Below are 21,763 nucleotides of genomic sequence, written 5' to 3'. Positions count from 1 at the left end.
CCGCTATGCGCAACGTGCTTTTATTCCTGCTGCTGGTGTCTGCCGGCGCTCACGCCGCACCGATCGACCAGCTGGCGTGGCTGACCGGCTGCTGGACCGCAGACGGCGGCGAGGCCGGCTCCATCGAGCAATGGGCCGCGCCGGCCGGCGATTCGATGATGGGCCTGAGCCGCACCGTCAAGGGCGGCAAGGTGGCCAACTATGAATTCATGCGCATCACCACCGCCAACGACGGCGCGGTGATTTTCCACGCGCAGCCGTCGGGACAGGATGGCGCCAGCTTCACGGCCACCACACTGACGGCGACGGAGGTTGTTTTCGAAAATTTGGGACACGATTTTCCGCAGCGCGTGATCTACCGCTATGAAGCGCCGGCCAAGCTGCGCGCCAGCATCGAAGGCACCATCAAGGGCGCTAACAAGCATATCGACTTTCCGATGACGCGCGCGGCGTGCGCGGCTCACGTCCAGACGCGGTAGATCCAGTAGCGTTCATCCGTGGAGGCCAGCACGCGCGCCAGTTCCAAAGGCGTGTGGCCGGTGATCTTGCGCGCCTCGCGGCAGAAGTGGGCCTGGTCGGAATAACCGCCGCGCGCGGCGATGTCGGCCCATACGGCTTTCCCGGCCAGGAATTCATCCCGCGCTTCAAAGAAGGATTGTTCGGCGCGCTGGAAGCCGAGCAGCTTGCGCATCGGCTGTCCGGCGCGGGCCTTGATGCGGCGCTCGATATTGCGCACGCCGCGTCCGAACGCGGTATCGGCGGCTTGCGCGGCCAGATGGCGCACCCAGTCGCCCGCCGTGGCGCCGGCGCCGCCAGGCCGTGCGGCCTGCCAGCGCGGCTCCAGGAAGTTTTCGATCAATTCCAGCCGCTCGCCATCGCTGTTGGCGCACAGCACGGCATCAGACAGCGCCTGCCAATCCTGGCCCAGCACCTGTTCGATGGAAGCCCAGCGGTCCACCCATGCCGAGACATCGACGCCGCTCAACGCATTCAAGGCCTGCGGATACAGCATCACCATCAGTATGCGCACCGGGCCGGGATTATAAGTGACCATGGGCCGCGTTTGCGGGCCGCCGAACACCACCCGGATCGATTCCCTGGGCGCCTCGGCAGGCTCTATCACTTCCGCCTCGCCTTCGATGAAAAACGTCAGCGAACAATGCGGCGTTGCGGGGAAATGGTTGTAGCGGTCGGCCGCGTCCGGCAGCGGCGCCTCGATCGTGCTACGGACGATGCAGGCGCGCACGCAGGACGCCAGCGTCTTGCGCGGAAAGATCAATCGGGTGGGCGATTCGGCAGGCTCCATGCGAAATAGTTTATACCAACAGCGGATGTCGTAATCGTTCAATACTGCTTTTCCGCGCCGGCGCACACTTCGGTCAAATCCAAAGAGGAGCCGCCATGCAGACCACACGCCAGATCAACGACCTGCCCGGCCCGCGTCCCTGGCCGCTGGCCGGCAATCTGCCGCAGTTGCAGCCGCAGCGCGTACATCAGGATGTGGAAGCCTGGGCCAGGCAGTACGGCCCGTTGTTCAAGATGCGCTTCGGCCGCACGCCGATACTGGTGGTGGCCGGCCATGAACTGGTCAGCGCCGTGCTGCGCGACCGGCCGGATGGCTTCCGCCGCCCTTCCATCACGGCGGCCGTCTCAGAGGAAATGGGCGGTCAGCCAGGCCTGTTCATTTCGGAAGGTGCGGCGTGGCGCAACCAGCGGCGCATGGTGATGACTGCGCTGGCGCCGCACGCGGTGAAGGCGTATTTTCCATCGCTGGTGGCGGTCGGCCTGCGGCTGCGACAGCGCTGGCAACAGGCGGCGCGCGACGGCCGCGTGATCGATCTGGCCGATGACCTGAAACGCTTCAGCGTCGACGTCATCGCCGGGCTGGCGTTCGGCACCGAGGTCAATACCATCGATGGCGGCGAGGACGTCATCCAGCGTCACATGGACGTGGTGCTGCCCGCCGTGGCGCGCCGTTCGCTGGCGCTGTTCCCGTACTGGCGCTACATCAAACTGCCACAGGACCATCTGCTGGACGCCAGCCTGGCGGCGATGACCAAGGCCATCGACGACATGGTCGACGCGGCCCGCGCACGGCTGGCGGCGGAGCCGGAACGCCGCGCGCATCCGGCCAACCTGCTGGAAGCGATGATCCGCGCCGCCGATGAAGGCGACAGCGGCGTCGATGACGCGGCGGTGGCCGGCAACGTCAGCACCATGCTGCTGGCCGGCGAAGACACCACCAGCAACACGCTGGCGTGGATGCTGTATCTGCTGCACGAAAATCCATCGGCGATGCAGAAAGCGCGCGAAGAAGTGCTGCGCGTGGCGCCCGATCCCGCCGCATTCTCCATCGAGCAGATGGACAGCCTGGATTATCTCGACGCCTGCGCGCAGGAAGCCATGCGCCTCAAGCCGGTGGCGCCGTTCATCCCGCTGGAAGCCCTGCGCGACAGCGTGGTCGGCGATGTGCAGGTGCCGAAAGGCAGCCTGTTGTGGTGCGTGATGCGCCACGATAGCGTGTCGGACAGCCTCGTGCCCAACGCGGCCGACTTCAAGCCAGAGCGCTGGCTGGCGGGCAGCGAGCAGCCGGTGAACAAGCACGTCTCCATGCCCTTCGGCGCCGGCGTGCGCACCTGCCCTGGACGCTACCTCGCGCTACTGGAAATCAAGCTCGCCAGCGCCATGCTGCTGTCGAGCTTCAACATCCAATCCATCGGCACCACCAGCGGCGAAGCGCCGCAAGAACTCGGAGGCTTCACCATGTCCCCCATCGGCTTGCAGATGCGGCTGCAACACTCCTGATATGCAAGCGTGTTTCCCGTGCGCGGCAGCCGTGCTACGCTGGTCCTGTCTGTCAACGGAGGGACGCGATGCGGTTTAAATTTGAGACCAGGCGGCAGGGACGGTGCTTTGCGGAGAGCGAGCATGACGACGACGCCATTCGCGTCGAAATCTGGTACGACCAGAATACCGATCCGAAGAAGGTGGAATATCTGCTGCATATCCGCGACGAGCCGCCACCCAAGCAGATCACCGAAGCCGGCGCCTTGCAGGATGCGACCCGTATCGCCATCAATCACTTCCATGTCACCAAAACCAAGGACGGCGACGAGTTCGAGATGCACTGCAGCCGCGTCACCGCCCGCTGGCCTGGCCCGCTTTATAACAAACTGGGCGGCTAGGCGAGGTGCGCGCCGAATCCGACCACGCCCGGCGCGATATCGACTTTCAAGGTCATCGCCGGGATGTCGTAGTCGCCGTAGTTCTGGCGACGGAAGGGAATCGGCACCGTCGTCGCCAGTGCATCCAGCCGCTTGCCCAGCGCAGCGCATGCCGCGGCAAAGCGCGCATCGTCCATGCGGTCGCTTCGATACAACAGGAACGGCGGCAGCACGTCCATGCCAGGATAGTAAAGAATGCCGTGATGGATCGGGAATAGCAGATCCGCCACGGCGCCATTGATGCCGCGCGGGCCGTAGTGCGACTCCCAGCCGCCGGCCGTCACCATCAACATGGCGCGCTTGCCGGCCAGCGTGCCTTCGCCGTAACGATCACCCCAGCGCAGCTCCGAGTGCTCGCCGATGCCATAGGCAAAGCCATGGGTGAACACGCGCTCCACCCAGCCTTTCATGATGGCCGGCATGGAGAACCACCACAGCGGAAACTGGAAGATCACCACGTCCGCCCACAACAGTTTTTCCTGCTCCGCCAGCACGGCATGACCGGCCACCTCGCCGGCTTCCAGCGCTGGCTTCCACTCCATCGCGTACAAATCCGAGACCTGTACGGAGTGGCCGGCCGCTTGCAGGCGCTGCACCGCGTAGTCTTTCAAAGCGCCGTTCAGCGAGTTGGCGGACGGATGGGCGTAGACAATAAATACATTCATGTGAAGCTCTCCTTGAAAACCTCAGCATAGGGATGTATCCGGTATAGTAGAAATGAATTCCCAATATTCCAGCTATAGACATGACTAATCTTCGACGCCTCGACCTCAACCTGCTGGTGACGCTGGATGTGCTGCTGGCCGAGCATAATGTCACGCGCGCCGCCGAGCGGCTGAACTTTTCGCAGCCGTCGATCAGCGTCCACCTGGCCAAGCTGCGCGACATCTTCGGCGATCCGCTGCTGCTGCCCGGACCGCGCGGCATGCGTCCCACCGCGCGGGCGGAAGAGCTGCGCGAACCATTGCGGCTGGCGCTGGAAGTGCTGGGCCGGGCCGTGTCTCCCGCTGCGCCCTTCAATCCGGCGCAGGCGGACCACACCTGGCGCGTGGCGGCCAGCGACTACGGCGAATCGACCATCCTGCTGCCCGCCATGGCAGGCCTGCGCACTGCCGCACCAGGCACGCGGCTGGCGGTGCTGGAGCTGTCCCCGCCGCTCATCGCACGGCAGGCGGAGCAAGGTGTGATCGATCTCGCCTTCCACACGGCCGACGAGGCGCCGCCGGGCATGCGCCACCGCCGCTTGTTCAAGGAACGTTATGTGCTGGCCGGCCGCGCCGATCATCCGCGCCTGAAGCGGCGGCCGACGCTCAAGCAATTCTGCGAACTGGAACAGGTGATCGTCTCACCGGACGGCGGCGGCTTCCACGGCGTCACCGACCAGATGCTGGCGCAGGTTGGACTGACTCGACGGGTGGTGCTGTCGGTGCCACATTTTCTGTTTGTGATTGCGACGCTGGCGCGCACCGATCTGGTGGCCATGCTGCCGGAACGGCTGGTGCGCGACAACGCCGCCTTGCGCATCGTCGCGCCGCCGGTGGACATCCCCGGCTACGAAATGGCGATGCTGTGGAACGAACGCTCGCACCGCGATCCAGCCCACCAATGGCTGCGCGACCACATGGCCGCAAGTGTGTAGACTTGCGGCCATGACGACACATCTCTTCGATCAATCAGGCTACGCCATTCTGCCCGACATGGTTGCGCCGGACCGCCTGCAATTCATCGATGCCGGGCAAATGAACTCGCGCCAGATGCTGGAACTGGACTGGTGCGCCAGCCTGGCAGACGAAGTGCGCCTGAAGCTGCTGGCGGCAGGCCTGATAGCGAACGATTACGTCGCAGTCCAATGCACCTATTTCGAGAAATCGACGGAACATAATTGGCTGGTGGCGTTTCATCAGGACTTGAGCATCCCGGTTAAAGCCCGGATTGCGCACGCGGCGCTCAGCGGCTGGTCGGAGAAGGATGGCGTATTGTTCGTGCAGCCGCCACCGGCGCTGCTGGAACAACTGCTCGCACTACGCCTGCATATCGACGATTGCGGACCTGAAGACGGCGCGTTGAAGGTCATCCCAGGCTCGCATCGGAGCGGACGTTTGAATGAAGCCGGCAAGGCCGGCATCCGGGATGTGACGGAAGAGGTGCTCTGCCCGGTCGCGCAAGGCGCCGGGATGGCGATGCGGCCGTTACTGCTGCACGCATCGTCCAAAGCGACAGGCGGCAGCCGCAGGCGCGTGCTGCATTTCCTGTTCGGCCCACCCACTCTGCCCTATGGGCTGGAATGGGCCTGAAGCGGAAGAATTAACGCAGGCCGCTGGCGGCTTTGGCCAGGTCGGTGATGCGGCCCCAGTCGCCGGCGGCGATGGCGTCTTTTGGCGTCAGCCACGAACCGCCCACGCAGGCGACGTTCTTCAGCGCCAGGAACTGCGACGCCGTCTCTTGCGAGATGCCGCCGGTCGGGCAGAAGGTGACGTCCGGCAGCGGACCGTAGATCGCGCTCAACATGCCGACGCCGCCCGCCGGCACCGCCGGGAACAGTTTCAGCTGGCGGAAGCCCTGCTCGCGCGCCGCCATCACTTCCGACGGCGTCATCACGCCCGGCAGCAGCGGCAGGCCGCTGCTCTTGGCGGCGGCGATCAGCGCCGGCGTCAGGCCTGGCGACACGCCAAACACCGCGCCCGCATCGCGCGCGGCGGCAAATTCGTCCGGCTGCGTCAGCGTGCCGACGCCGACGATGGCGCCTTCCACTTCGCTCATGGCCTTGATCGCGCCCAGGCCGTGCTTGGTGCGCAGCGTCACTTCCAGCACGCGGATGCCGCCGGCCACCAGCGCTTTCGCCAGCGGGACGGCATGTTCAGGTTCGTCAATCGCGATCACAGGGATCACGGCCGAAGTACGCATAATGTCGAGCAGAGTCATGGTCATGATTTAGGCTTCTTTCTTCATCGAGAAATCTTCGTCGGAACCCGGCACGGTATTGCCGACCGGGTCTTTGTCATGCAGGCCAACCGTGGTGGCGATCGGCGACGGCAGCGGGAACGTGGTCGCGCCCTTCTCCGCTTCGCACACGCTGTTGCGGAACATCGAGAACAGCTCGCGGCCCATGCCCACCTGGTTCAGCGTCATGTCGGCGGTGGCCAGCGAACGCGCGTGCCATACGCTCGATTCCACCAGCGCTTCCAGCGTGCCGGTTTCGGCGCACACCTTGATGATGTCGCCGTCGCGCACCAGGCCCAGTGGACCGCCGGCCAGAATTTCCGGCGACACGTGGATCGCCGCCGGTACCTTGCCCGAGGCGCCGGACATGCGGCCGTCGGTCACCAGCGCCACCTTGCGGCCGGCGTCCTGCAGGTTGGCCAGCGCTGGGGTCAGCGCGTGCAGCTCCGGCATGCCGTTGGCGCGCGGGCCCTGGAAGCGGATCACGGCCACGAAGTCGCGGTCCAGCGTACCGGCCTTGTAGGCGTCCATGAAGTCTTCCTGCGAATTGAACACCAGCGCCGGCGCTTCCACCGTGCGGTGCTGCGGCTTCACGGCCGACACCTTCATCACGGCGCGGCCCAGGTTACCCTGCACCAGCACCATGCCGCCGTCCGCCGAGAATGGCGCGTCGTATTTGCGCAGCACCTTGTCGTCGCCCGATTGCAGCGGCGAGTCTTTCCAGACCACGCCCTTGTCGCCTTCGCCCAGGAACGGCTCGGCGCAGTGCTTGCGCAGGCCCTTGCCCAGGATGGTGGTGACGTCGTCGTGCAGCAGGCCCGCATCCAGCAGTTCGCGGATGACAAAGCCGGTGCCGCCGGCGGCGTGGAAGTGATTCACGTCCGCTTCGCCGTTCGGGTAGATGCGGCACAGCAGCGGCACCACTTTCGACAGCTCGTCGAAGTCGTTCCAGTCGATGACGATGCCGGCCGCCTTGGCGATGGCCACCAGGTGCAGCGTGTGGTTGGTCGAACCGCCGGTGGTCAGCAGCGCCACGAGGGCGTTGACGATGGCCTTTTCATCGACCACATGGCCGACCGGCAGGTATTCATTCGACTGGTCGCTGATGACGGCGGCGCGCTGGGCGGCGGCCTTGGTCAGTTCATCGCGCAGCGGCGTATTCGGGGTGATGAAGGCGGCGCCCGGCAGGTGCAGGCCCATGACCTCCATCAGCATCTGGTTGCTGTTGGCGGTGCCGTAGAAGGTACAGGTGCCGGCGCCGTGGTAAGACTGCGACTCGCCTTCCAGCAGCTCGGCGCGGCCAACCTTGCCTTGCGCGTACAGCTGGCGGATCTTGGCTTTCTCGGAATTCGACAGGCCGGTGGTCATCGGACCGGCCGGCACGAACACCGCCGGCAGGTGGCCGAAGTGCAGCGCGCCGATCAGCAGGCCCGGCACGATCTTGTCGCATACGCCCAGGTAGACGGCGGAGTCGAACATATTGTGCGACAGCGCCACGGCGGTCGACATGGCGATCGCGTCGCGCGAGAACAGCGACAGTTCCATGCCCGGCTGGCCCTGGGTCACACCGTCGCACATGGCGGGCGTGCCGCCGGCGAATTGCGCCACGGCGCCGACTTCGCGCACGGCTTGTTTGATAATTTCAGGGAAACGCTCGAACGGCTGGTGGGCCGACAGCATGTCGTTGTACGCCGAGATAATCGCCACCGACGGCTTCTTGATCTCTTTCAGCACCAGCTTGTCGTTGGCGGGGAAAGCGGCAAAGCCGTGTGCAAGATTGGTACAGGCCAGGGTGCCGCGCTGCGGGCCGCCTTTGACGCGGGCCGCTTCAAGGTGGGCCAGATACGCGCCACGCGAAGGTTTGCTACGCTGAATGATGCGCGCGGTGACGCTTTCTAGGACTGGGTGCAACGCCATGATTGTTCCTTATGAATGGATTCCGTGAAATTTTACTACAAAATTGAAAAACCCACCGGCTTTTCGTAGACGGGCTGGCTTACGCTGGCGATCAGCAACACACGGTTGAACCATCCGTTTAGCGGGAGAATTTATGGTGCGCCACGTTGAAACCGTAGTGAATTTACCTGTTTTTCATGTATCATTTAACCACCCTCCTCAGCCAATCATATTATGCGCCAGCCTGCACTCACTTCCACTGCCAGCTTCCAAGCACTTGAATCCCACGCTGTCGACGCCAAAACCTGGCAAATGCGCCAGCTGTTTGCGGCCGACGCCCAGCGTTTCCCGAAACTGACGGTCGACGCGGCCGGCCTGTTCCTGGACTATTCCAAGAACCGCCTGGACGCCAGCACCGTCGGCCTGCTGCTCGACCTGGCCCGCGAACGCGGCGTCGAACGCCAGCGCGACGCCATGCTGAGTGGCGAGAAGATCAATCTTACCGAACATCGGGCCGTACTGCACACCGCGTTGCGCATGCCGCGCGGCAAGGCTCTGGTGGTGGACGGCCAGGACGTCAACGCCGACGTGCACGCGGTGCTCGATCAGGTGAAGGATTTCACCGACCGCGTGCGCAACGGCGCCTGGCTCGGTTACAACGGCAAGCCGATCACCGACATCGTCAACATCGGCATCGGCGGTTCGGACCTGGGGCCGAAGATGGCGGTACTGGCGCTGCGCTCCTACGCGCATCCGCGCCTGAAGATGCACTTCGTTTCCAATGTCGACGGCCATGACATGGATGCGGCGCTGGCGCAGGTCAAGCCGGAAACCACGCTGTTCATCATCGCCTCCAAAACCTTCACCACCGCCGAGACCATGCTGAACGCCGGCACCGCGCGCGCCTGGTTCCTGGAAAACGGCGGCGCGGCCGACAACCTGGCCAAGCACTTCGTCGCCGTCTCCACCAACACGGAAGCGGTGAAAGCCTTCGGCATCGACCCAGCCAATATGTTCCCGTTCTGGGACTGGGTCGGCGGCCGTTATTCGGTGTGGTCGGCGATCGGTCTGTCGGTGGCGCTGGCGGTGGGCTTCGGCTACTTCAGCGACTTCCTGGCCGGCGCGCACGCGATGGACGAACACTTCCGCGTAGCGCCGCTGGAACAGAACATGCCGGTGCTGCTGGCGATGGTGGGCTTCTGGAACCGCCAGTTCCTCGACTGCGGCTCGCTGTCGATCGCGCCGTATCATCAGGATCTGAACCGCTTCGCCGCCTACCTGCAACAGCTGGACATGGAATCGAACGGCAAACGCGTCACCCGCAACGGCGCCGCGGTGGACACGCCGACCTGCCCGGTGGTGTGGGGCGAATGCGGCACCAATGCGCAACACGCCTACTTCCAGCTGCTGCACCAGGGCACCGACATCGTTCCGATCGACTTCATCGCCGCGCTGCGCGCCACGCATGACCTGCCGGGCCATCACGATGCGCTGCTGGCCAACTGCTTCGCGCAGTCGGAAGCCTTCATGACCGGAAAAACGGCGGACGAAGTGCGCGCCGATCTGGCGGGCCAGAAGCTGAGCGCCGAGCAGATCGAAGAGCTGGTGCCGCACAAGACCTTCCCTGGCAACCGTCCGTCGAACACCATCCTGATGGACCAGCTGACCCCTGGCGCGCTGGGTGCGCTGATCGCGCTGTACGAGCACAAGACCTTTGTACAGGGCGTGATCTGGGACGTGAACAGCTTCGATCAGTGGGGTGTGGAGCTGGGCAAGGTGCTGGCCAAAAATATCCAGTCGGAGCTGACCGATGACGTGAAGCAGGAACGTCACGACAGTTCGACCAATGGTCTGATCTTCATGGCGAAGGCGGCGCAACACATATGATCACCGTCGCCTACGATGAAGTCATGCAGACCGGCGAGTGCCCGTTGTGGCACCCGCAGGAACAGGCGCTGTACTGGGTGGATATTCCCGCCTTTACCGTGCATCGTCTCGATCCGGCCAGTGGCGCGCATCGCTCGTGGAAGCTGGCGAGCGAGCCGGCCACGCTGGCGATCAACGACCAGGGCGGCTTGATTGTCGCCATGCGCAGCGGCTTTGCGCATCTGGATACCGGCAGCGACGAAGTGCGGCTGAGCGAGATTGTGGCGGCGCCGTATGATCAGTCGATTACGCGCTTTAATGACGGCCATGTCGATCCGGCCGGGCGTTTCTGGGTCGGCACCATCTATGAGCCGCGCGACAAGCCGGCGGCCGAGATGTACGTGCTGGAACAGGGCAAGCTGCGCAAGGCCTGGTCGGGCGGGATGACCAATTCGAATGGTTCGGGATTCAGTCCGGATCGGAAGACCATGTATCACGCCGATACGGCTGCGCACCGTGTGACGAAGCTGGACTTTGATGCGGCCACGGGGACGGTGGAGAACCAGCGTTTGCTGCATCAGTTCTCGATGGACAAGGAGAACAACTACGGCGGGCGGCCGGATGGAGCGGCCGTGGACAGCGAAGGCAACTACTGGGTGGCGATGTTCGAGGGTGCGCGCATTGTGAAGCTGTCGCCGGATGGCGCGGTGCTGGGTGAGATCAAGCTGCCGGTGCGTTGTCCGACCATGCCGGCGTTTGGCGGCGCGGATTTGCGGACCTTGTACGTGACCAGCGCGGGGGCGCGTCCGGCGCCGGAGTTGGCGCAGTATCCGTTGAGTGGCAAGTTGCTGGCGATCCGGATGGATGTGGCGGGCCGGGAAGAGCCGGCGTACCGCTCGCGTTAACCCGCACTACGGCAAGAGGGGTCAGACCCCGTACGGGGTCTGACCCCGCGACGGATCGCCGTGCGGGTTATAGCGCGGAGGCCAGTCGTGGACTCGGTGGCGCGGGCAGGGTTTGGGTTATACCCCGTATAATCTCCCTACGGCAATGTAGTAAAATTTCTTGCAAACGACGAATATAAGTAGTAAATTTACACAAAGCGGCCGCACCAGCTCGCGGCCATTCCTCCGGCACTTTTTTTGCGACGATTTTCATATATGGCTCTTTCCGATTTTGACCTGGTTCTGTTTGGCGGCAGCGGCGATCTGGCGATGCGCAAATTGCTGCCCGCGATGTACGCCCGCGATGTTGCCAATGACTTGCCCGCCACCGCCCGCATCATTTGCGTCGGCCGCGCGGACGCCAGCCAGGAAGAATTCCTGCAAACCGTCGAGACCACTTCCAAGCCCCTGATCAAGTCGCCAGCCGTGACGCCGGCCGCATGGGCGCGCTTTACCGCCCGCATCGTCTACGTGTCGCTGAACGCCACCGACGCCAGCAGCTACAAGCCGCTGGTCGAGGCGCTGCGCAAGGAAGACGCCATCACCAAGGTCTACTACCTGGCCACGCCGCCGGCGATCTTCGCGCAGATTTGCGAGGCGCTGAAGGAAAACGGCCTGGTCACGCCGAACTCGCGCGTGGTGCTGGAAAAACCGCTGGGCCGCGACCTGGCCTCGGCCAAACAGATCAACGCCGAAGTCGGCAAGGTCTTCGAGGAATCGCAGATCTACCGGATCGACCACTACCTCGGCAAGGAAACCGTGCAGAACTTGCTGGCTCTGCGCTTCGGCAACATCCTGTTCGAGCCGCTGTGGCGCCGCGAATGGATTTCCGACGTGCAGATCACCATCGCCGAGAAACTCGGCGTGGGCAACCGCATGGGCTACTACGACACCTCGGGCGCGCTGCGCGACATGCTGCAAAACCACCTGCTGCAACTGCTGTGTATCGTCGCCATGGAACCTCCAACCTCGATCGCGCCGGACGCCGTGCGTGACGCCAAGCTGCAAGTGCTGCGCTCGCTGAAAAAATTCACGCCGACCACGCTGGCGCAGAACATCGTGCGCGGCCAGTACCGCGCCGGTCACGTCGACGGTAAGGCCGTACCGAGCTACCGCGACGAGCCGGATGCGCCGGAACATTCGCGCACCGAAACCTTTGTCGCCATGAAGGCGGAAATCGACACCTGGCGCTGGGCCGGCGTGCCGTTCTACCTGCGTACCGGCAAGCGCATGGCCGACGGCCTGGCAGAGATCGTCGTGCGCTTCAAGCAGATCCCGCATTCGATCTTCAACCAGCCGACCAACAGCTTCCAGCCGAACTCGCTGGTGATCCGTCTGCAGCCGGACGAAGGCCTGCGCATGAACCTCATGGCGAAAACGCCGGGCGACGGCATGCGCCTGAAACAGGCCGAGCTGGAACTGGACTTCCGCGAGCAGTTCAAGTCGCCGCGCATGGAAGCCTACGAGCGCCTGCTGCTTGACGTGCTGCGCGGCCAGCTGACGCTGTTCATGCGCGGCGACGAGCTGGAAGCGGCCTGGGAATGGGTCGAGCCGATTCTGGACAACTGGGAATCGGACGACAGCTACCCGCTGCCTTACTCCTCCGGCACCTGGGGCCCGGCCGCCGCCTCCGCCTTGATCGGCCGCGACGGCCTGCAATGGCGCGAAGAAGTGCTGCCTGAGGACTGATATAGATGCTGCTGGATTCCATCCGTACCCAACTCGACTCGCTCTCCAAATCGGAGCGCAAGGTGGCGCTGGCCGTGCTCGAACATCCGACGCAGACGGTCAACCAGAACATCACTGCGCTGGCCAAAAGCGCGCAGGTGTCGGAACCGACCGTGGTGCGTTTCTGCCGTACCTTGGGCTATGACGGCTGGCATGAGTTCAAGCTCAAGCTGGCCCAGGGCCTGGCGCTGGCCCTGCCCGGCCTGAACGAGCAGCCGACCCAGGACGACCTCGCGGCCGACCTGGTGAATAAAATCTGCAGCCGCTCGATCAACACCCTGCTCGACCTGCGCAACAACCTCGACCCGGAAGCGATCCAGCGCGCGCTCGACATCCTGTCGAAAGCCAACAAGATCGAGTTCTACGGCCAGGGCACGTCCGGCATCGTCGCCGCCGACGCCCAGCACAAGTTCTTCCGTTCCGGCGTGCCGACCGTGGCTTATGCCGATCCGCATATCCACAGCATCGCGGCGGCGCTGCTGCGCACCGGCGATGCGCTGGTGGCCATCTCCCAGCGCGGCAACAGCCCGTCGCTGGTGCGCTCGGTCAAGCTGGCGCGCCGCGGCGGCGCCGAGGTGATCGTGCTGGCGCCGTCCGGCACGCCGCTGGCCGACCTGGCCACGGTGCTGATCCCGATCGACCTGATCTTCAACATCGACCCGTACACGCCGATCTCGGCCCGCCTGGCCTACCTGGTGGTGATCGACGTGCTGGCGGTCGGCCTGGCGCTGCAACGCGGCCCGGAATTCCGCAAGAAAATGCAGAACGCCCAGAAGGCGCTGCAGGAATTCGACCTGCAATTCGATTCGTTCATCGGATAGCTTGCCTGCGGGAGGGTGTGCTAAAGTGCGGTCATTATGCCCAACCGCCCTTCCCAGCGCATTCCACTGCTCAGCACCCACGTTCCCGGCCTCGATGAGATCCTGGGCGGCGGCTTTCCCGCGCACAGCCTGTACCTGATCCAGGGCCTGGCCGGCAGCGGCAAGACCACGCTGGCCTGCCAGATCGGCTTCCAGCACGCGCACCAGGGCAAGAAAGTCCTGATCCTGACGCTGATCGCCGAAACCCACGGCAAGATGCTCAATCACCTGAGCAATTTCTCTTTCTTCGACGAAGAACTGGTCGGCGAGCGCATCGTCTTCATCGGCGCGTATGGCGACCTGCTCAAGGGCGGCCTGCGCGCGCTGCTCAAGTCCATCGCCGCCACCCTGGCCGAGCAGCGGCCGGACATCATGATTATCGACGGCTTCCGCACCGTGCGCGAGGCCAAGCCGTCGGACGTGGCGCTGTCCGAGTTCATGCTGTCGCTCAATTCGCTGGTGTCGACCATGGAATGCACCACCTTCCTGCTGTCGCCCACCGAAGGCAACCAGGCCGACTCGGAAAACACGCTGGTCGACGGCTTGATCGAACTGAGCCAGTTCGAGAGCGGCTTGCAGCTGATCCGCGAAATCAAGGTGTTCAAGCTGCGCGGCAGCAAGCACCTGCTGGGCCGCCATGTGTTTGAAGTGGGCGAGGACGGCATCGCCATCTACCCCCGCCTGGAAGCGGTCAGCACGGTGTCGGCGGCGATGCCGTCGGTGTCGCGCGAACGGCTGGGCTTTGGCATTTCCGGCTGGGACCGACTGACCAACGGCGGCGTCGCCAAGGGATCGACCACCGCGCTGCTGGGCAATCCCGGCGTCGGCAAGACGCTGATGGGCCTGCACTTCATCCACGAAGGCCTGCAACGCGGCGAGCCGGCGCTGATCGTCGGCTTCTACGAATCGCCGCAGCGGCTGCTGGAAAAGGCGCGCAACATCGGCCTGGAGCTGCAACCTTACTTCGACAACGGCGCGTTGCAGATCATCTGGCATCCGCCGCTGGAAGTGCTGGTCGACAGCCTGGCGCAAGGCGTGCTGGCCAATGTGGCGCAGCGCAAGGTGTCGCGCCTGCTGGTGGACGGCCTCGACGGCCTGCGCGAGATCGTGCTGCACAAGGGCCGCTCGCGCTCCTTCCTGGCCGCCTTCGTCAACGAACTGCGGGTGCGCAACGTCACCACCTTCCTGACGCAGGAACTGCCCTACTTCAGCCATGACCACGTGCAAAGCGATGAGGCCGCCTCGATGCTGTTCGAGAACATCATCCTGCTGCGTTACGTGGACGTGGCCGGCGTCAACCTGCGCCAGATCGGCGTGCTCAAGCTGCGTGAAAACAGCTACGACGCCGCCAACCACGTGCTGCTCATCTCCGACAACGGCATGAGCATCGACGGACCGGTACCACCCAGCGTACCGCCCGTGCTGAACCGATAACGGCTGGCCATGAGCGACCATCCCGCACTCATGGACAGCAACCCGGATGGCAAGCTCATTCTGGTGGTCGACGACGAATTCGACGTGCTGTCGGCCTACACCATGCTGTTCGAGTTTCGCGGCTTCCGCGTGCGCACCGCGCCCAACGGCGCCGAGGCGCTGGCCGCCGTGCGCCAGCAGCGGCCCGACATCGTGGTGTCCGACTACATGATGCCGGTGATGAACGGCGCCGCCCTGTGCAGCGCCATGCGCGCCGACGCGGCGCTGCACGACATTCCCTTCATCCTGTGCAGCGCCGGCATCCTGCCCCGGGACTTGCAGCCGCCGTGCGACAGCTTCTTCCGCAAACCGGTGCCGTTCGACACGCTGCTGGCCGCCATCAACCAGCTGATCGGGCGCCGGGGCTAGCCGGTGGATGGCCCGGTCGTCACCATCGTCCTGCTGGCCGCGCTGCTGCACGCGACCTGGAACGCGCTGGTCAAGGTCGGCCCCGACAAATACCTGAGCACCCTGCTGGTGGCCTGCGGCGCCGGCCTGGTGTCGCTGCCGCTGCTGCCGTTGGCGACAGCGCCGGCCCCGGCAAGCTGGCCGTGGCTGGCGGCGTCGGCCTGCTGCCAGGTCATCTACTACCGCCTGCTGGCGGCCGCCTACCGTCACGGCGACATGAGCCAGGCCTATCCGCTGATGCGCGGCGCCGCGCCGCTGCTGGTGGCGCTGGCCAGCGTGCCGCTGCTGGGCGAACGGCTGCATCTGCGCCAGGACATCGCCGTCATGCTGATCTGCGGCGGCGTGCTGACGCTGACCATCCTGCGCGGCGCCAATGCCGGCGCCGACAATGACGCCAACCGCGCCGCGCGCCGCCGCGCCACCGTCTACGCGCTGCTCAACGCCGTCATCATCGCCGCCTACACCATGATCGACGGCGTTGGCGTGCGCCGCTCCGGCGCGCCGGCCGCCTACACCATGTGGCTGTTCGTGCTGACCGCCGTGCTGCTGTTGCTGTGCTCCACCAGCCGCTGGCGCGCACTGCCGGCCTACGCCCGCAGCCACGCGCAGGTGATGCTGCTGGGCGGCGTCGGCACGCTGGCCTCCTACGGGCTGGCGCTGTGGGCCATGACGCAGGCGCCGGTGGCGGCCGTGGCGGCGCTGCGCGAAACCTCGATCCTGTTCGCCGCCGCCCTGGCCGCCCTGTTCCTGCGCGAACGGCTGGCGCCGGGCCGGATTGTGGCGGTCAGCCTGATCGCCTGTGGCGCGATTGTCATGCGGCTCGGCTAATCCGGCCGGGTTCGGAGTAAAATAAACGGGACAACAACTCCCTTATCAAATTGGCAGCGCTCATGAACCAACTCGAACAACTCAAACAGTACACCACCGTGGTAGCCGACACCGGCGATTTCCAGGCCATCCAGGCCTATACCCCGCGCGACGCCACCACCAATCCATCGCTGATCCTGAAGGCGGTGCAGAAGGACGAGTACAAGCCGCTGCTGGAAAAAGCCGTGCGCGACAACATGGACGCCAGCACCGGCGAAGTCATCGACCACCTGCTGGTCGCCTTCGGCAAGCAGATCCTGCGCGTGATTCCGGGCCGCGTATCGACCGAAATCGACGCCGCCCTGTCGTTCAACACCGCCGCTTCGGTCGCCAAGGGCCGCGAGCTGATCAAGCTGTACGAAAAGAACGGCATCGAGCGCGAGCGCGTGCTGATCAAGATGGCCTCGACCTGGGAAGGCATCCGCGCCTCCGAGATCCTGGAAAAAGAAGGCATCCACACCAACATGACCTTGCTGTTCTCGCTGCCGCAGGCGATCGCCTGCGCCGAAGCGGGCGCCAAGCTGATTTCGCCGTTCGTCGGCCGCATCTACGACTGGTACAAGAAATCCACCGGCATCGACTACGAAGGCGCCGAAGATCCGGGCGTGCAGTCGGTCAAGCGCATCTACAACTACTACCGCAAGTTCGGCTACAACACCGAAGTGATGGGCGCCAGCTTCCGCAACGTCGGCCAGATCCTGGAACTGGCCGGCTGCGACCTCCTGACCATCAGCCCGGACCTGCTGCAAAAACTGGCCGACAGCAACGCGCCGGTCGAGCGCAAACTGAGCTCGGACAGCGGCAAGAACGCCTCCATCGGCAAGATCGCCATGGACGAGCCGACCTTCCGCTTCATGCTGAACGAAGACGCGATGGCCACCGAGAAGACCGCCGAAGGCATCCGCGCCTTCGTCGCCGACACCGGCAAGCTGAAGCAGATCATCTCCGGCATGCGCTAATCCGATCCGGGGGCAGCGCCGCCCCCGGTTGAAGACCATGACTTCTCCGATCACTATCCGGCTCGGCGGGCGGGCGCGGGCGCGCATCGCTGCCGAGGGCGTGCAGCCGGCCGATATCGCCATCGTGCCCGCCGCCGCCGGCGGCCCCAAGGGCCTGATCCTCAACGGCCTCGATTGCTGGCTGTTCGGCGACTTCCTCACGGAGGCGCCGCGCCAGCGCCGGCTGGTCGGCGCCTCCATCGGCGCCTGGCGCATGGCGGCCTCGGCATTCCACGATCCGGTCGCCGCGCACCGGCGGCTGGCGCGCCTGTATGCCGGCCAGCGCTATCCGGACAAGGTCACGCCCGCCTACGTGTCGCAAACCTGCCGCGCGCTGCTCGATGAGCTGCTCGATGGCCGCGCGGCCGAGGCGGTCAACCATCCGCATCACCACGTCTCGGTGCTGGCCGTGCGCGGCATCGGCGCGCTGGGCAACACCAACGGCGCGCGCTGGCGCGAAATGACCGGCTTCCTGCTGGCCGCCGCCGGCAACGCGCTGTCGCGCAAGCGCCTCGCCGCGTCGATGGAACGGGTGGTGTTCCACCATCAGCACGACGACGCGCGCTGGCTGCGCGATGATTTCGACGCCTTCGCCGGCCACTTCGTCGGCCTCACCGAAGACAATCTGCGCGACGCGCTGCTGGCCTCCGGTTCCATCCCGCTGGTGCTGCAGGCGGTGACCCACATCGCCGGCGCGCCCGACGGCGCCTACTGGGACGGCGGCCTGATCGACTACCACCTGCACCTGCCCTACCAGCGCGATCCCGGCCTGGTGCTGTACCCGCACTTCAGCGACCACATCGTGCCCGGCTGGCTGGACAAGTCCATGCCGTGGCGCCGCGCGCGCGACGCGGCGCTCGACAACATGATCCTGGTGTCGCCCTCCGCCGACTTCGTCAGCAAACTGCCCAACGCCAAGCTGCCGGACCGCAAGGACTTCACCGTCTACGGCCAGGACCACGACCGCCGCAACCGCGACTGGCTGCACGCCATCGGCGAGAGCGAGCGGATGGCCGAGGCCTTCGCACGCTGGTGCGAAAAACCGGACCTGAAACAGGCCGCCAGTTTCTGACTGTTCCCAAAAAGCAACGAAGTGATCCACGCGCGGCCAGACGGGCGCATACTTGTATCCCGCATGCCTGTTCGGAGTGATGATCATGAATGTCCTGTCGCAAATGCGTATTGGTACACGTCTCGCCATCGGTTTTGCAGTGGTTCTGCTGCTGGCCATCCTCGCCACTTCCGTCGCCCTGGTCAACGCGCGCGCCACCGCGCAGGCCACGCGCGACATGATGGAAAAGCCGCTTGCCAAGGAGCGCCTGGTGGCCGACTGGTATGTGCTGACCTACTCCGCCATCGCCCGCACCGCGCTGATCGCCCGCAGCACCGATGAAAAACTCTCCGACACCTTTGCCGACGTCATCGCCGCCAGCACCAAGCGCGGCGGCGAGCTGATCGGCCAGATCAAGGAGCTGCTGACCAGTGATGAAGAACGCCGGATTTTCGCCGAGATCACCGACCTGCGCGCCAAGTACCAGAAGGGCAAGACCGACGTCATGAACGCGCGCAAGGCCGGCGACAGCGTCAAGGGCGAGCAGCTGTTCAAGCAAGCCTTCACGCCCGCCGCCGACGCCTACCAGAACCGCATCAAGAGCTTCCTTGCCATGCAGCGCCAGGCGATCGACGACACCGCCCACGCCATCGACGCCGCCAACAGCCGCAGCAACGCGCTGCTGATGCTGCTGGCCGCGCTGATGGTCGGCATCGGCTCGATCGCCGCGTGGTTCATCTCGCGCTCGATCACGGTGCCGCTGCGCTCCGCCGTCGACATCGCCGCCACCGTGGCCAACGGCGACCTGACCACGCGGTTCGACCAGAAACACAACAAGGATGAGATCGGCGACCTGATGACGGCGCTGCGCGGCATGAACGACGCGCTGCGCACGGTGGTCAGCCAGGTGCAGGAAGGCACCCACACCATCGCCACCGCGTCCAACGAAATCGCCGCCGGCAATATGGACCTGTCGCAGCGCACCGAGGAACAAGCCAGCTCGCTGGAGGAAACCGCGTCGTCGATGGAGGAGCTGACCTCCACCGTGCGCCAGAATGCGGAGAACGCCAAACAGGCCAACCAGCTGGCGCGCGCTGCCTCCGAGGTGGCGGAGAAAGGCGGCTCCATCGTCGGCCAGGTGGTCAACACCATGGGCTCGATCAATGATTCGTCGCGCAAGATTGTCGACATCATCGGCGTCATCGACGGCATCGCGTTCCAGACCAATATCCTGGCGCTGAATGCGGCGGTGGAAGCGGCGCGCGCCGGCGAACAGGGACGCGGCTTCGCGGTGGTGGCGTCCGAGGTGCGCAACCTGGCGCAGCGCTCGGCCGGCGCCGCCAGGGAAATCAAGGAGTTGATCGGCAACTCGGTCGAGCAGGTCGACATCGGCGCGAAGCTGGTGCAGCAGGCCGGCAGCACCATGGAGGATGTGGTGAGCAGCGTGCGCCGCGTGACCGACATCATGGGCGAGATCACCTCGGCCAGCAGCGAGCAGCGCATCGGCATCGACCAGGTCAACACGGCGATCACGCAGATGGACCAGGTGACCCAGCAGAACGCCGCGCTGGTCGAACAAGCGGCGGCGGCGGCGGCCAGCATGCAGGAGCAGGCGACGCGGCTGGCCGAGGTCGCGGCGTCGTTCAAGCTGGGCAACGACGGACGGCAGGCCGCCCTGGCGCCACCGCCGCAACGCGCCGCCTTGCCGGCGGCGCGGGCCCGGCTGCAGCCGCCCACACCGGCGCGCCGGCCCGCAACCGTGGGCGCGGAACAAGATTGGCAAGACGGCCAGACGCTGTGATTATTACCGTAACAGAATGTTTCTGCATGTAAATTCATTTAGAAAAAAGCTATACTGGGAGCGTTACCAATAATTACAGGCCGTTGTCGGCCTGCTCCCGGTCATGTCCTCCTTATCCAACATCCGCATCGGCGCCCGGCTGTCGCTGGGCTTTGCCGTTGTCCTGGTCCTTTCGATCATCTCCACCGCGTTTGCGCTGCGCAATGCGGTACAAAACGCCGACGCCACCAAGCGCATGATGGCCGAGCCGCTGGCGCGTGAGCGCCTGGCCGCCGACTGGTACACCCAGACCGCCGTCACCATCGCCCGCACCATCATGATGGCCAAGAGCAGCGACACCTCGCTGGCCACCACCTTTGCCGAAACCATGGCCGACGGTTCGAAAAAGGGCAACGTCATGAACCGCAAGATGGGTGAACTGATCACCAGCGACGACGAGAAAGCCATCTACCAGGCCACGCTGGCGGTACGCGCCAAGTTCGTCGAATCCAAGCAGGCGCTGCTGGACGCCAACAAGGCCGGCGACGCCGAAGGCGCGGCGCGCATCTTCAGCACCAGCTTCACGCCGTCGGCCGAGGCCTACCAGGCCGGCATGCTGAAACTGGTGGAGTACGAACGCAAGGTGCTGGACCAGATGGCGCAGGACGTGGAAGCCGCGACCACCCGCAGCATCAACCTCACCATCACGCTTGGCGTGCTGCTGGTGGCGCTGGGCGCGGTGTGCGCGACGCTGATTTCGCGCAGCATCACCCGTCCGCTGGAAGCGGCCATCGGCGTCGCCACCACGGTTGCCAGCGGCGACCTGACCACCGAGTTCGGCGCCGCCCCGCGCGACCAGATCGGCGACCTGATGCGCGAACTGAAAGGCATGAACGACGAGCTGGTGAAAGTGGTCGGCGACGTGCAGCACGGCGCGCAGTCGATCGCGCTGGCGTCGAGCGAAATCGCCGCCGGCAATCACGACCTGTCGGCGCGCACCGAGCAGCAGGCCAGCGCGCTGGAGGAAACCGCCGCCTCGATGGAGGAACTGACCACCACCGTGCGCCAGAACGCCGACAACGCCCGCCAGGCCGACAAGCTGGCGCACGCCGCCTCGGAAGTGGCGGAAAAAGGCGGCGCCATCGTCGGCCAGGTGGTGCACACCATGGGCGCGATCGACAGTTCGGCCAAGAAGATCGTCGACATCATCGGCGTGATCGACGGCATCGCCTTCCAGACCAATATCCTGGCGCTGAATGCGGCGGTGGAAGCGGCGCGCGCCGGCGAACAGGGTCGCGGCTTTGCGGTGGTGGCGTCCGAAGTGCGCGGCCTGGCGCAACGCTCGGCGGCTGCGGCCAAGGAGATCAAGGCCCTGATCGACAATTCGGTGGCGCAGGTGGATGCCGGCGCGCAGCTGGTGCAGCAGGCCGGCAGCACCATGGAGGAAGTGGTGGCCAGCGTGCGCCGCGTTACCGACATCATGAGCGAGATCACCGCCGCCAGCTCGGAACAGAGCATCGGCATCAATCAGGTCAACGAAGCGATCGCGCAGATGGATGAGATGACGCAGCAGAACGCGGCGCTGGTGGAACAGGCGGCGGCAGCGGCGGCCAGCATGCAGGATCAGGCGGCGTCGCTGGCCGGCGTGTCGGCGCAGTTCAAGCTGGGCGCGGCGGCCATGCAGGCGCCTGCGTTGAAGCCGGCGCCACGTCCGGCAGTGCGTGCGGC

20 protein-coding genes are annotated in these 21,763 nt (G+C 65.1%); 16 read left to right on the top strand and 4 right to left on the bottom strand.

Annotation, left to right across the window (positions count from 1 at the left end; all coding sequences use genetic code 11):
* Positions 1-5 precede the first annotated feature (5 nt).
* Positions 6-479, top strand: coding sequence for a DUF6265 family protein (locus GJ695_RS10995; protein ID WP_154364627.1), 474 nt, complete (start codon positions 6-8; stop codon positions 477-479).
* On the opposite strand, the gene GJ695_RS10990 is transcribed toward GJ695_RS10995, so the two are convergent.
* Entirely contained in the window at positions 461-1,306 is an 846-nt protein-coding gene (locus GJ695_RS10990) for a helix-turn-helix domain-containing protein (protein WP_154364625.1), read from the bottom strand. The genes GJ695_RS10995 and GJ695_RS10990 overlap by 19 nt on opposite strands.
* 95 nt (positions 1,307-1,401) lie before the next feature.
* Here GJ695_RS10990 and GJ695_RS10985 point away from each other — a divergent pair, with 95 nt between their 5' ends.
* Together GJ695_RS10985 and GJ695_RS10980 are read left to right on the top strand one after the other, a co-directional pair.
* A complete protein-coding gene (locus GJ695_RS10985; protein WP_154364623.1) occupies positions 1,402-2,805 on the top strand; it encodes a cytochrome P450 in 1,404 nt (467 codons plus the stop codon).
* Between the two features lie 68 nt (positions 2,806-2,873).
* Entirely contained in the window at positions 2,874-3,185 is a 312-nt protein-coding gene (locus tag GJ695_RS10980; protein ID WP_154364621.1) for a hypothetical protein, read from the top strand.
* Here the strand turns inward: GJ695_RS10980 and GJ695_RS10975 are convergent.
* Positions 3,182-3,889 carry an NAD(P)H-dependent oxidoreductase gene (locus tag GJ695_RS10975; protein WP_154364619.1) on the bottom strand — a complete coding sequence of 236 codons (708 nt, stop codon included), beginning with the start codon at positions 3,887-3,889 and terminating at the stop codon, positions 3,182-3,184. The two genes, GJ695_RS10980 and GJ695_RS10975, sit on opposite strands and share 4 nt — an antisense overlap.
* Positions 3,890-3,969: 80 nt before the next feature.
* On the opposite strand from GJ695_RS10975, the gene GJ695_RS10970 reads away from it, so the two are divergent.
* Both GJ695_RS10970 and GJ695_RS10965 read left to right on the top strand, forming a co-directional pair.
* On the top strand, positions 3,970-4,863 hold the full coding sequence (locus GJ695_RS10970) for a LysR family transcriptional regulator (protein ID WP_154364617.1): 894 nt from the start codon (positions 3,970-3,972) through the stop codon (positions 4,861-4,863).
* 10 nt (positions 4,864-4,873) lie between these two features.
* Positions 4,874-5,518 (top strand): phytanoyl-CoA dioxygenase family protein, encoded by a 645-nt coding sequence (locus GJ695_RS10965; RefSeq protein WP_154364614.1) that lies wholly within the window; start codon positions 4,874-4,876, stop codon positions 5,516-5,518.
* A 10-nt stretch (positions 5,519-5,528) separates the two neighbouring features.
* On the opposite strand, the gene eda is transcribed toward GJ695_RS10965, so the two are convergent.
* Positions 5,529-6,152 carry a bifunctional 4-hydroxy-2-oxoglutarate aldolase/2-dehydro-3-deoxy-phosphogluconate aldolase gene (eda, locus tag GJ695_RS10960; RefSeq protein WP_154364612.1) on the bottom strand — a complete coding sequence of 208 codons (624 nt, stop codon included), beginning with the start codon at positions 6,150-6,152 and terminating at the stop codon, positions 5,529-5,531.
* 3 nt (positions 6,153-6,155) lie between these two features.
* On the bottom strand, positions 6,156-8,081 hold the full coding sequence (gene edd, locus GJ695_RS10955) for a phosphogluconate dehydratase (protein ID WP_154364610.1): 1,926 nt from the start codon (positions 8,079-8,081) through the stop codon (positions 6,156-6,158).
* A gap of 213 nt (positions 8,082-8,294) precedes the next feature.
* Here edd and pgi point away from each other — a divergent pair, with 213 nt between their 5' ends.
* From pgi to GJ695_RS10900, 11 genes are all read left to right on the top strand, one after another.
* The gene (gene pgi / locus GJ695_RS10950; protein ID WP_154364608.1) at positions 8,295-9,947 is read left to right on the top strand and encodes a glucose-6-phosphate isomerase; all 1,653 of its coding nucleotides are present in this window, start codon (positions 8,295-8,297) and stop codon (positions 9,945-9,947) included.
* Positions 9,944-10,831, top strand: coding sequence for an SMP-30/gluconolactonase/LRE family protein (locus GJ695_RS10945; RefSeq protein WP_229260407.1), 888 nt, complete (start codon positions 9,944-9,946; stop codon positions 10,829-10,831). Before pgi ends, GJ695_RS10945 begins: the two co-directional genes overlap by 4 nt.
* A gap of 255 nt (positions 10,832-11,086) precedes the next feature.
* Positions 11,087-12,559, top strand: coding sequence for a glucose-6-phosphate dehydrogenase (gene zwf, locus GJ695_RS10940; protein WP_154364606.1), 1,473 nt, complete (start codon positions 11,087-11,089; stop codon positions 12,557-12,559).
* 5 nt (positions 12,560-12,564) lie between these two features.
* The gene (locus GJ695_RS10935) at positions 12,565-13,419 is read left to right on the top strand and encodes an SIS domain-containing protein (RefSeq protein ID WP_154359757.1); all 855 of its coding nucleotides are present in this window, start codon (positions 12,565-12,567) and stop codon (positions 13,417-13,419) included.
* A gap of 36 nt (positions 13,420-13,455) precedes the next feature.
* Entirely contained in the window at positions 13,456-14,892 is a 1,437-nt protein-coding gene (locus tag GJ695_RS10930; RefSeq protein WP_154364604.1) for an ATPase domain-containing protein, read from the top strand.
* Between the two features lie 9 nt (positions 14,893-14,901).
* The gene (locus GJ695_RS10925) at positions 14,902-15,300 is read left to right on the top strand and encodes a response regulator (protein ID WP_229260406.1); all 399 of its coding nucleotides are present in this window, start codon (positions 14,902-14,904) and stop codon (positions 15,298-15,300) included.
* Positions 15,301-15,303: 3 nt separating this feature from the next.
* A complete protein-coding gene (locus GJ695_RS10920) occupies positions 15,304-16,167 on the top strand; it encodes an EamA family transporter (RefSeq protein WP_166455105.1) in 864 nt (287 codons plus the stop codon).
* A 62-nt stretch (positions 16,168-16,229) separates the two neighbouring features.
* Positions 16,230-17,165 (top strand): transaldolase, encoded by a 936-nt coding sequence (tal, locus tag GJ695_RS10915; protein WP_154364602.1) that lies wholly within the window; start codon positions 16,230-16,232, stop codon positions 17,163-17,165.
* Between the two features lie 37 nt (positions 17,166-17,202).
* A complete protein-coding gene (locus GJ695_RS10910) occupies positions 17,203-18,276 on the top strand; it encodes a patatin-like phospholipase family protein (RefSeq protein ID WP_154364600.1) in 1,074 nt (357 codons plus the stop codon).
* An 85-nt stretch (positions 18,277-18,361) separates the two neighbouring features.
* Positions 18,362-20,056, top strand: a complete 1,695-nt coding sequence (locus tag GJ695_RS10905) for a methyl-accepting chemotaxis protein (protein WP_154364598.1) — start codon at positions 18,362-18,364, stop codon at positions 20,054-20,056.
* 103 nt (positions 20,057-20,159) lie between these two features.
* A partial coding sequence (locus tag GJ695_RS10900; protein WP_154364597.1) for a methyl-accepting chemotaxis protein occupies positions 20,160-21,763 on the top strand: 1,604 nt, incomplete at its 3' end.

This window comes from Duganella alba, from assembly GCF_009674495.1.
GTDB lineage: Bacteria > Pseudomonadota > Gammaproteobacteria > Burkholderiales > Burkholderiaceae_D > Rugamonas > Rugamonas alba.
The sequence above is the reverse complement of the archived record's forward strand: the minus strand, read 5'-3'. Positions and strand labels throughout refer to the sequence as shown.

What these genes read in the sequence shown, in the direction of transcription:
- GJ695_RS10965 (WP_154364614.1), top strand. Translation starts at nt 4,874, where the DNA reads ATGACGACACATCTCTTCGATCAATCAGGCTACGCCATTCTGCCCGAC.
- GJ695_RS10925 (WP_229260406.1), top strand. Translation starts at nt 14,902, where the DNA reads ATGAGCGACCATCCCGCACTCATGGACAGCAACCCGGATGGCAAGCTC.
- GJ695_RS10980 (WP_154364621.1), top strand. Translation starts at nt 2,874, where the DNA reads ATGCGGTTTAAATTTGAGACCAGGCGGCAGGGACGGTGCTTTGCGGAG.
- GJ695_RS10945 (WP_229260407.1), top strand. Translation starts at nt 9,944, where the DNA reads ATGATCACCGTCGCCTACGATGAAGTCATGCAGACCGGCGAGTGCCCG.
- GJ695_RS10935 (WP_154359757.1), top strand. Translation starts at nt 12,565, where the DNA reads ATGCTGCTGGATTCCATCCGTACCCAACTCGACTCGCTCTCCAAATCG.
- edd (WP_154364610.1), bottom strand. Translation starts at nt 8,081, where the DNA reads ATGGCGTTGCACCCAGTCCTAGAAAGCGTCACCGCGCGCATCATTCAG.
- GJ695_RS10970 (WP_154364617.1), top strand. Translation starts at nt 3,970, where the DNA reads ATGACTAATCTTCGACGCCTCGACCTCAACCTGCTGGTGACGCTGGAT.
- GJ695_RS10990 (WP_154364625.1), bottom strand. Translation starts at nt 1,306, where the DNA reads ATGGAGCCTGCCGAATCGCCCACCCGATTGATCTTTCCGCGCAAGACG.
- eda (WP_154364612.1), bottom strand. Translation starts at nt 6,152, where the DNA reads ATGACCATGACTCTGCTCGACATTATGCGTACTTCGGCCGTGATCCCT.
- pgi (WP_154364608.1), top strand. Translation starts at nt 8,295, where the DNA reads ATGCGCCAGCCTGCACTCACTTCCACTGCCAGCTTCCAAGCACTTGAA.
- GJ695_RS10910 (WP_154364600.1), top strand. Translation starts at nt 17,203, where the DNA reads ATGACTTCTCCGATCACTATCCGGCTCGGCGGGCGGGCGCGGGCGCGC.
- GJ695_RS10930 (WP_154364604.1), top strand. Translation starts at nt 13,456, where the DNA reads ATGCCCAACCGCCCTTCCCAGCGCATTCCACTGCTCAGCACCCACGTT.
- GJ695_RS10975 (WP_154364619.1), bottom strand. Translation starts at nt 3,889, where the DNA reads ATGAATGTATTTATTGTCTACGCCCATCCGTCCGCCAACTCGCTGAAC.
- GJ695_RS10995 (WP_154364627.1), top strand. Translation starts at nt 6, where the DNA reads ATGCGCAACGTGCTTTTATTCCTGCTGCTGGTGTCTGCCGGCGCTCAC.
- tal (WP_154364602.1), top strand. Translation starts at nt 16,230, where the DNA reads ATGAACCAACTCGAACAACTCAAACAGTACACCACCGTGGTAGCCGAC.
- GJ695_RS10905 (WP_154364598.1), top strand. Translation starts at nt 18,362, where the DNA reads ATGAATGTCCTGTCGCAAATGCGTATTGGTACACGTCTCGCCATCGGT.
- GJ695_RS10985 (WP_154364623.1), top strand. Translation starts at nt 1,402, where the DNA reads ATGCAGACCACACGCCAGATCAACGACCTGCCCGGCCCGCGTCCCTGG.
- zwf (WP_154364606.1), top strand. Translation starts at nt 11,087, where the DNA reads ATGGCTCTTTCCGATTTTGACCTGGTTCTGTTTGGCGGCAGCGGCGAT.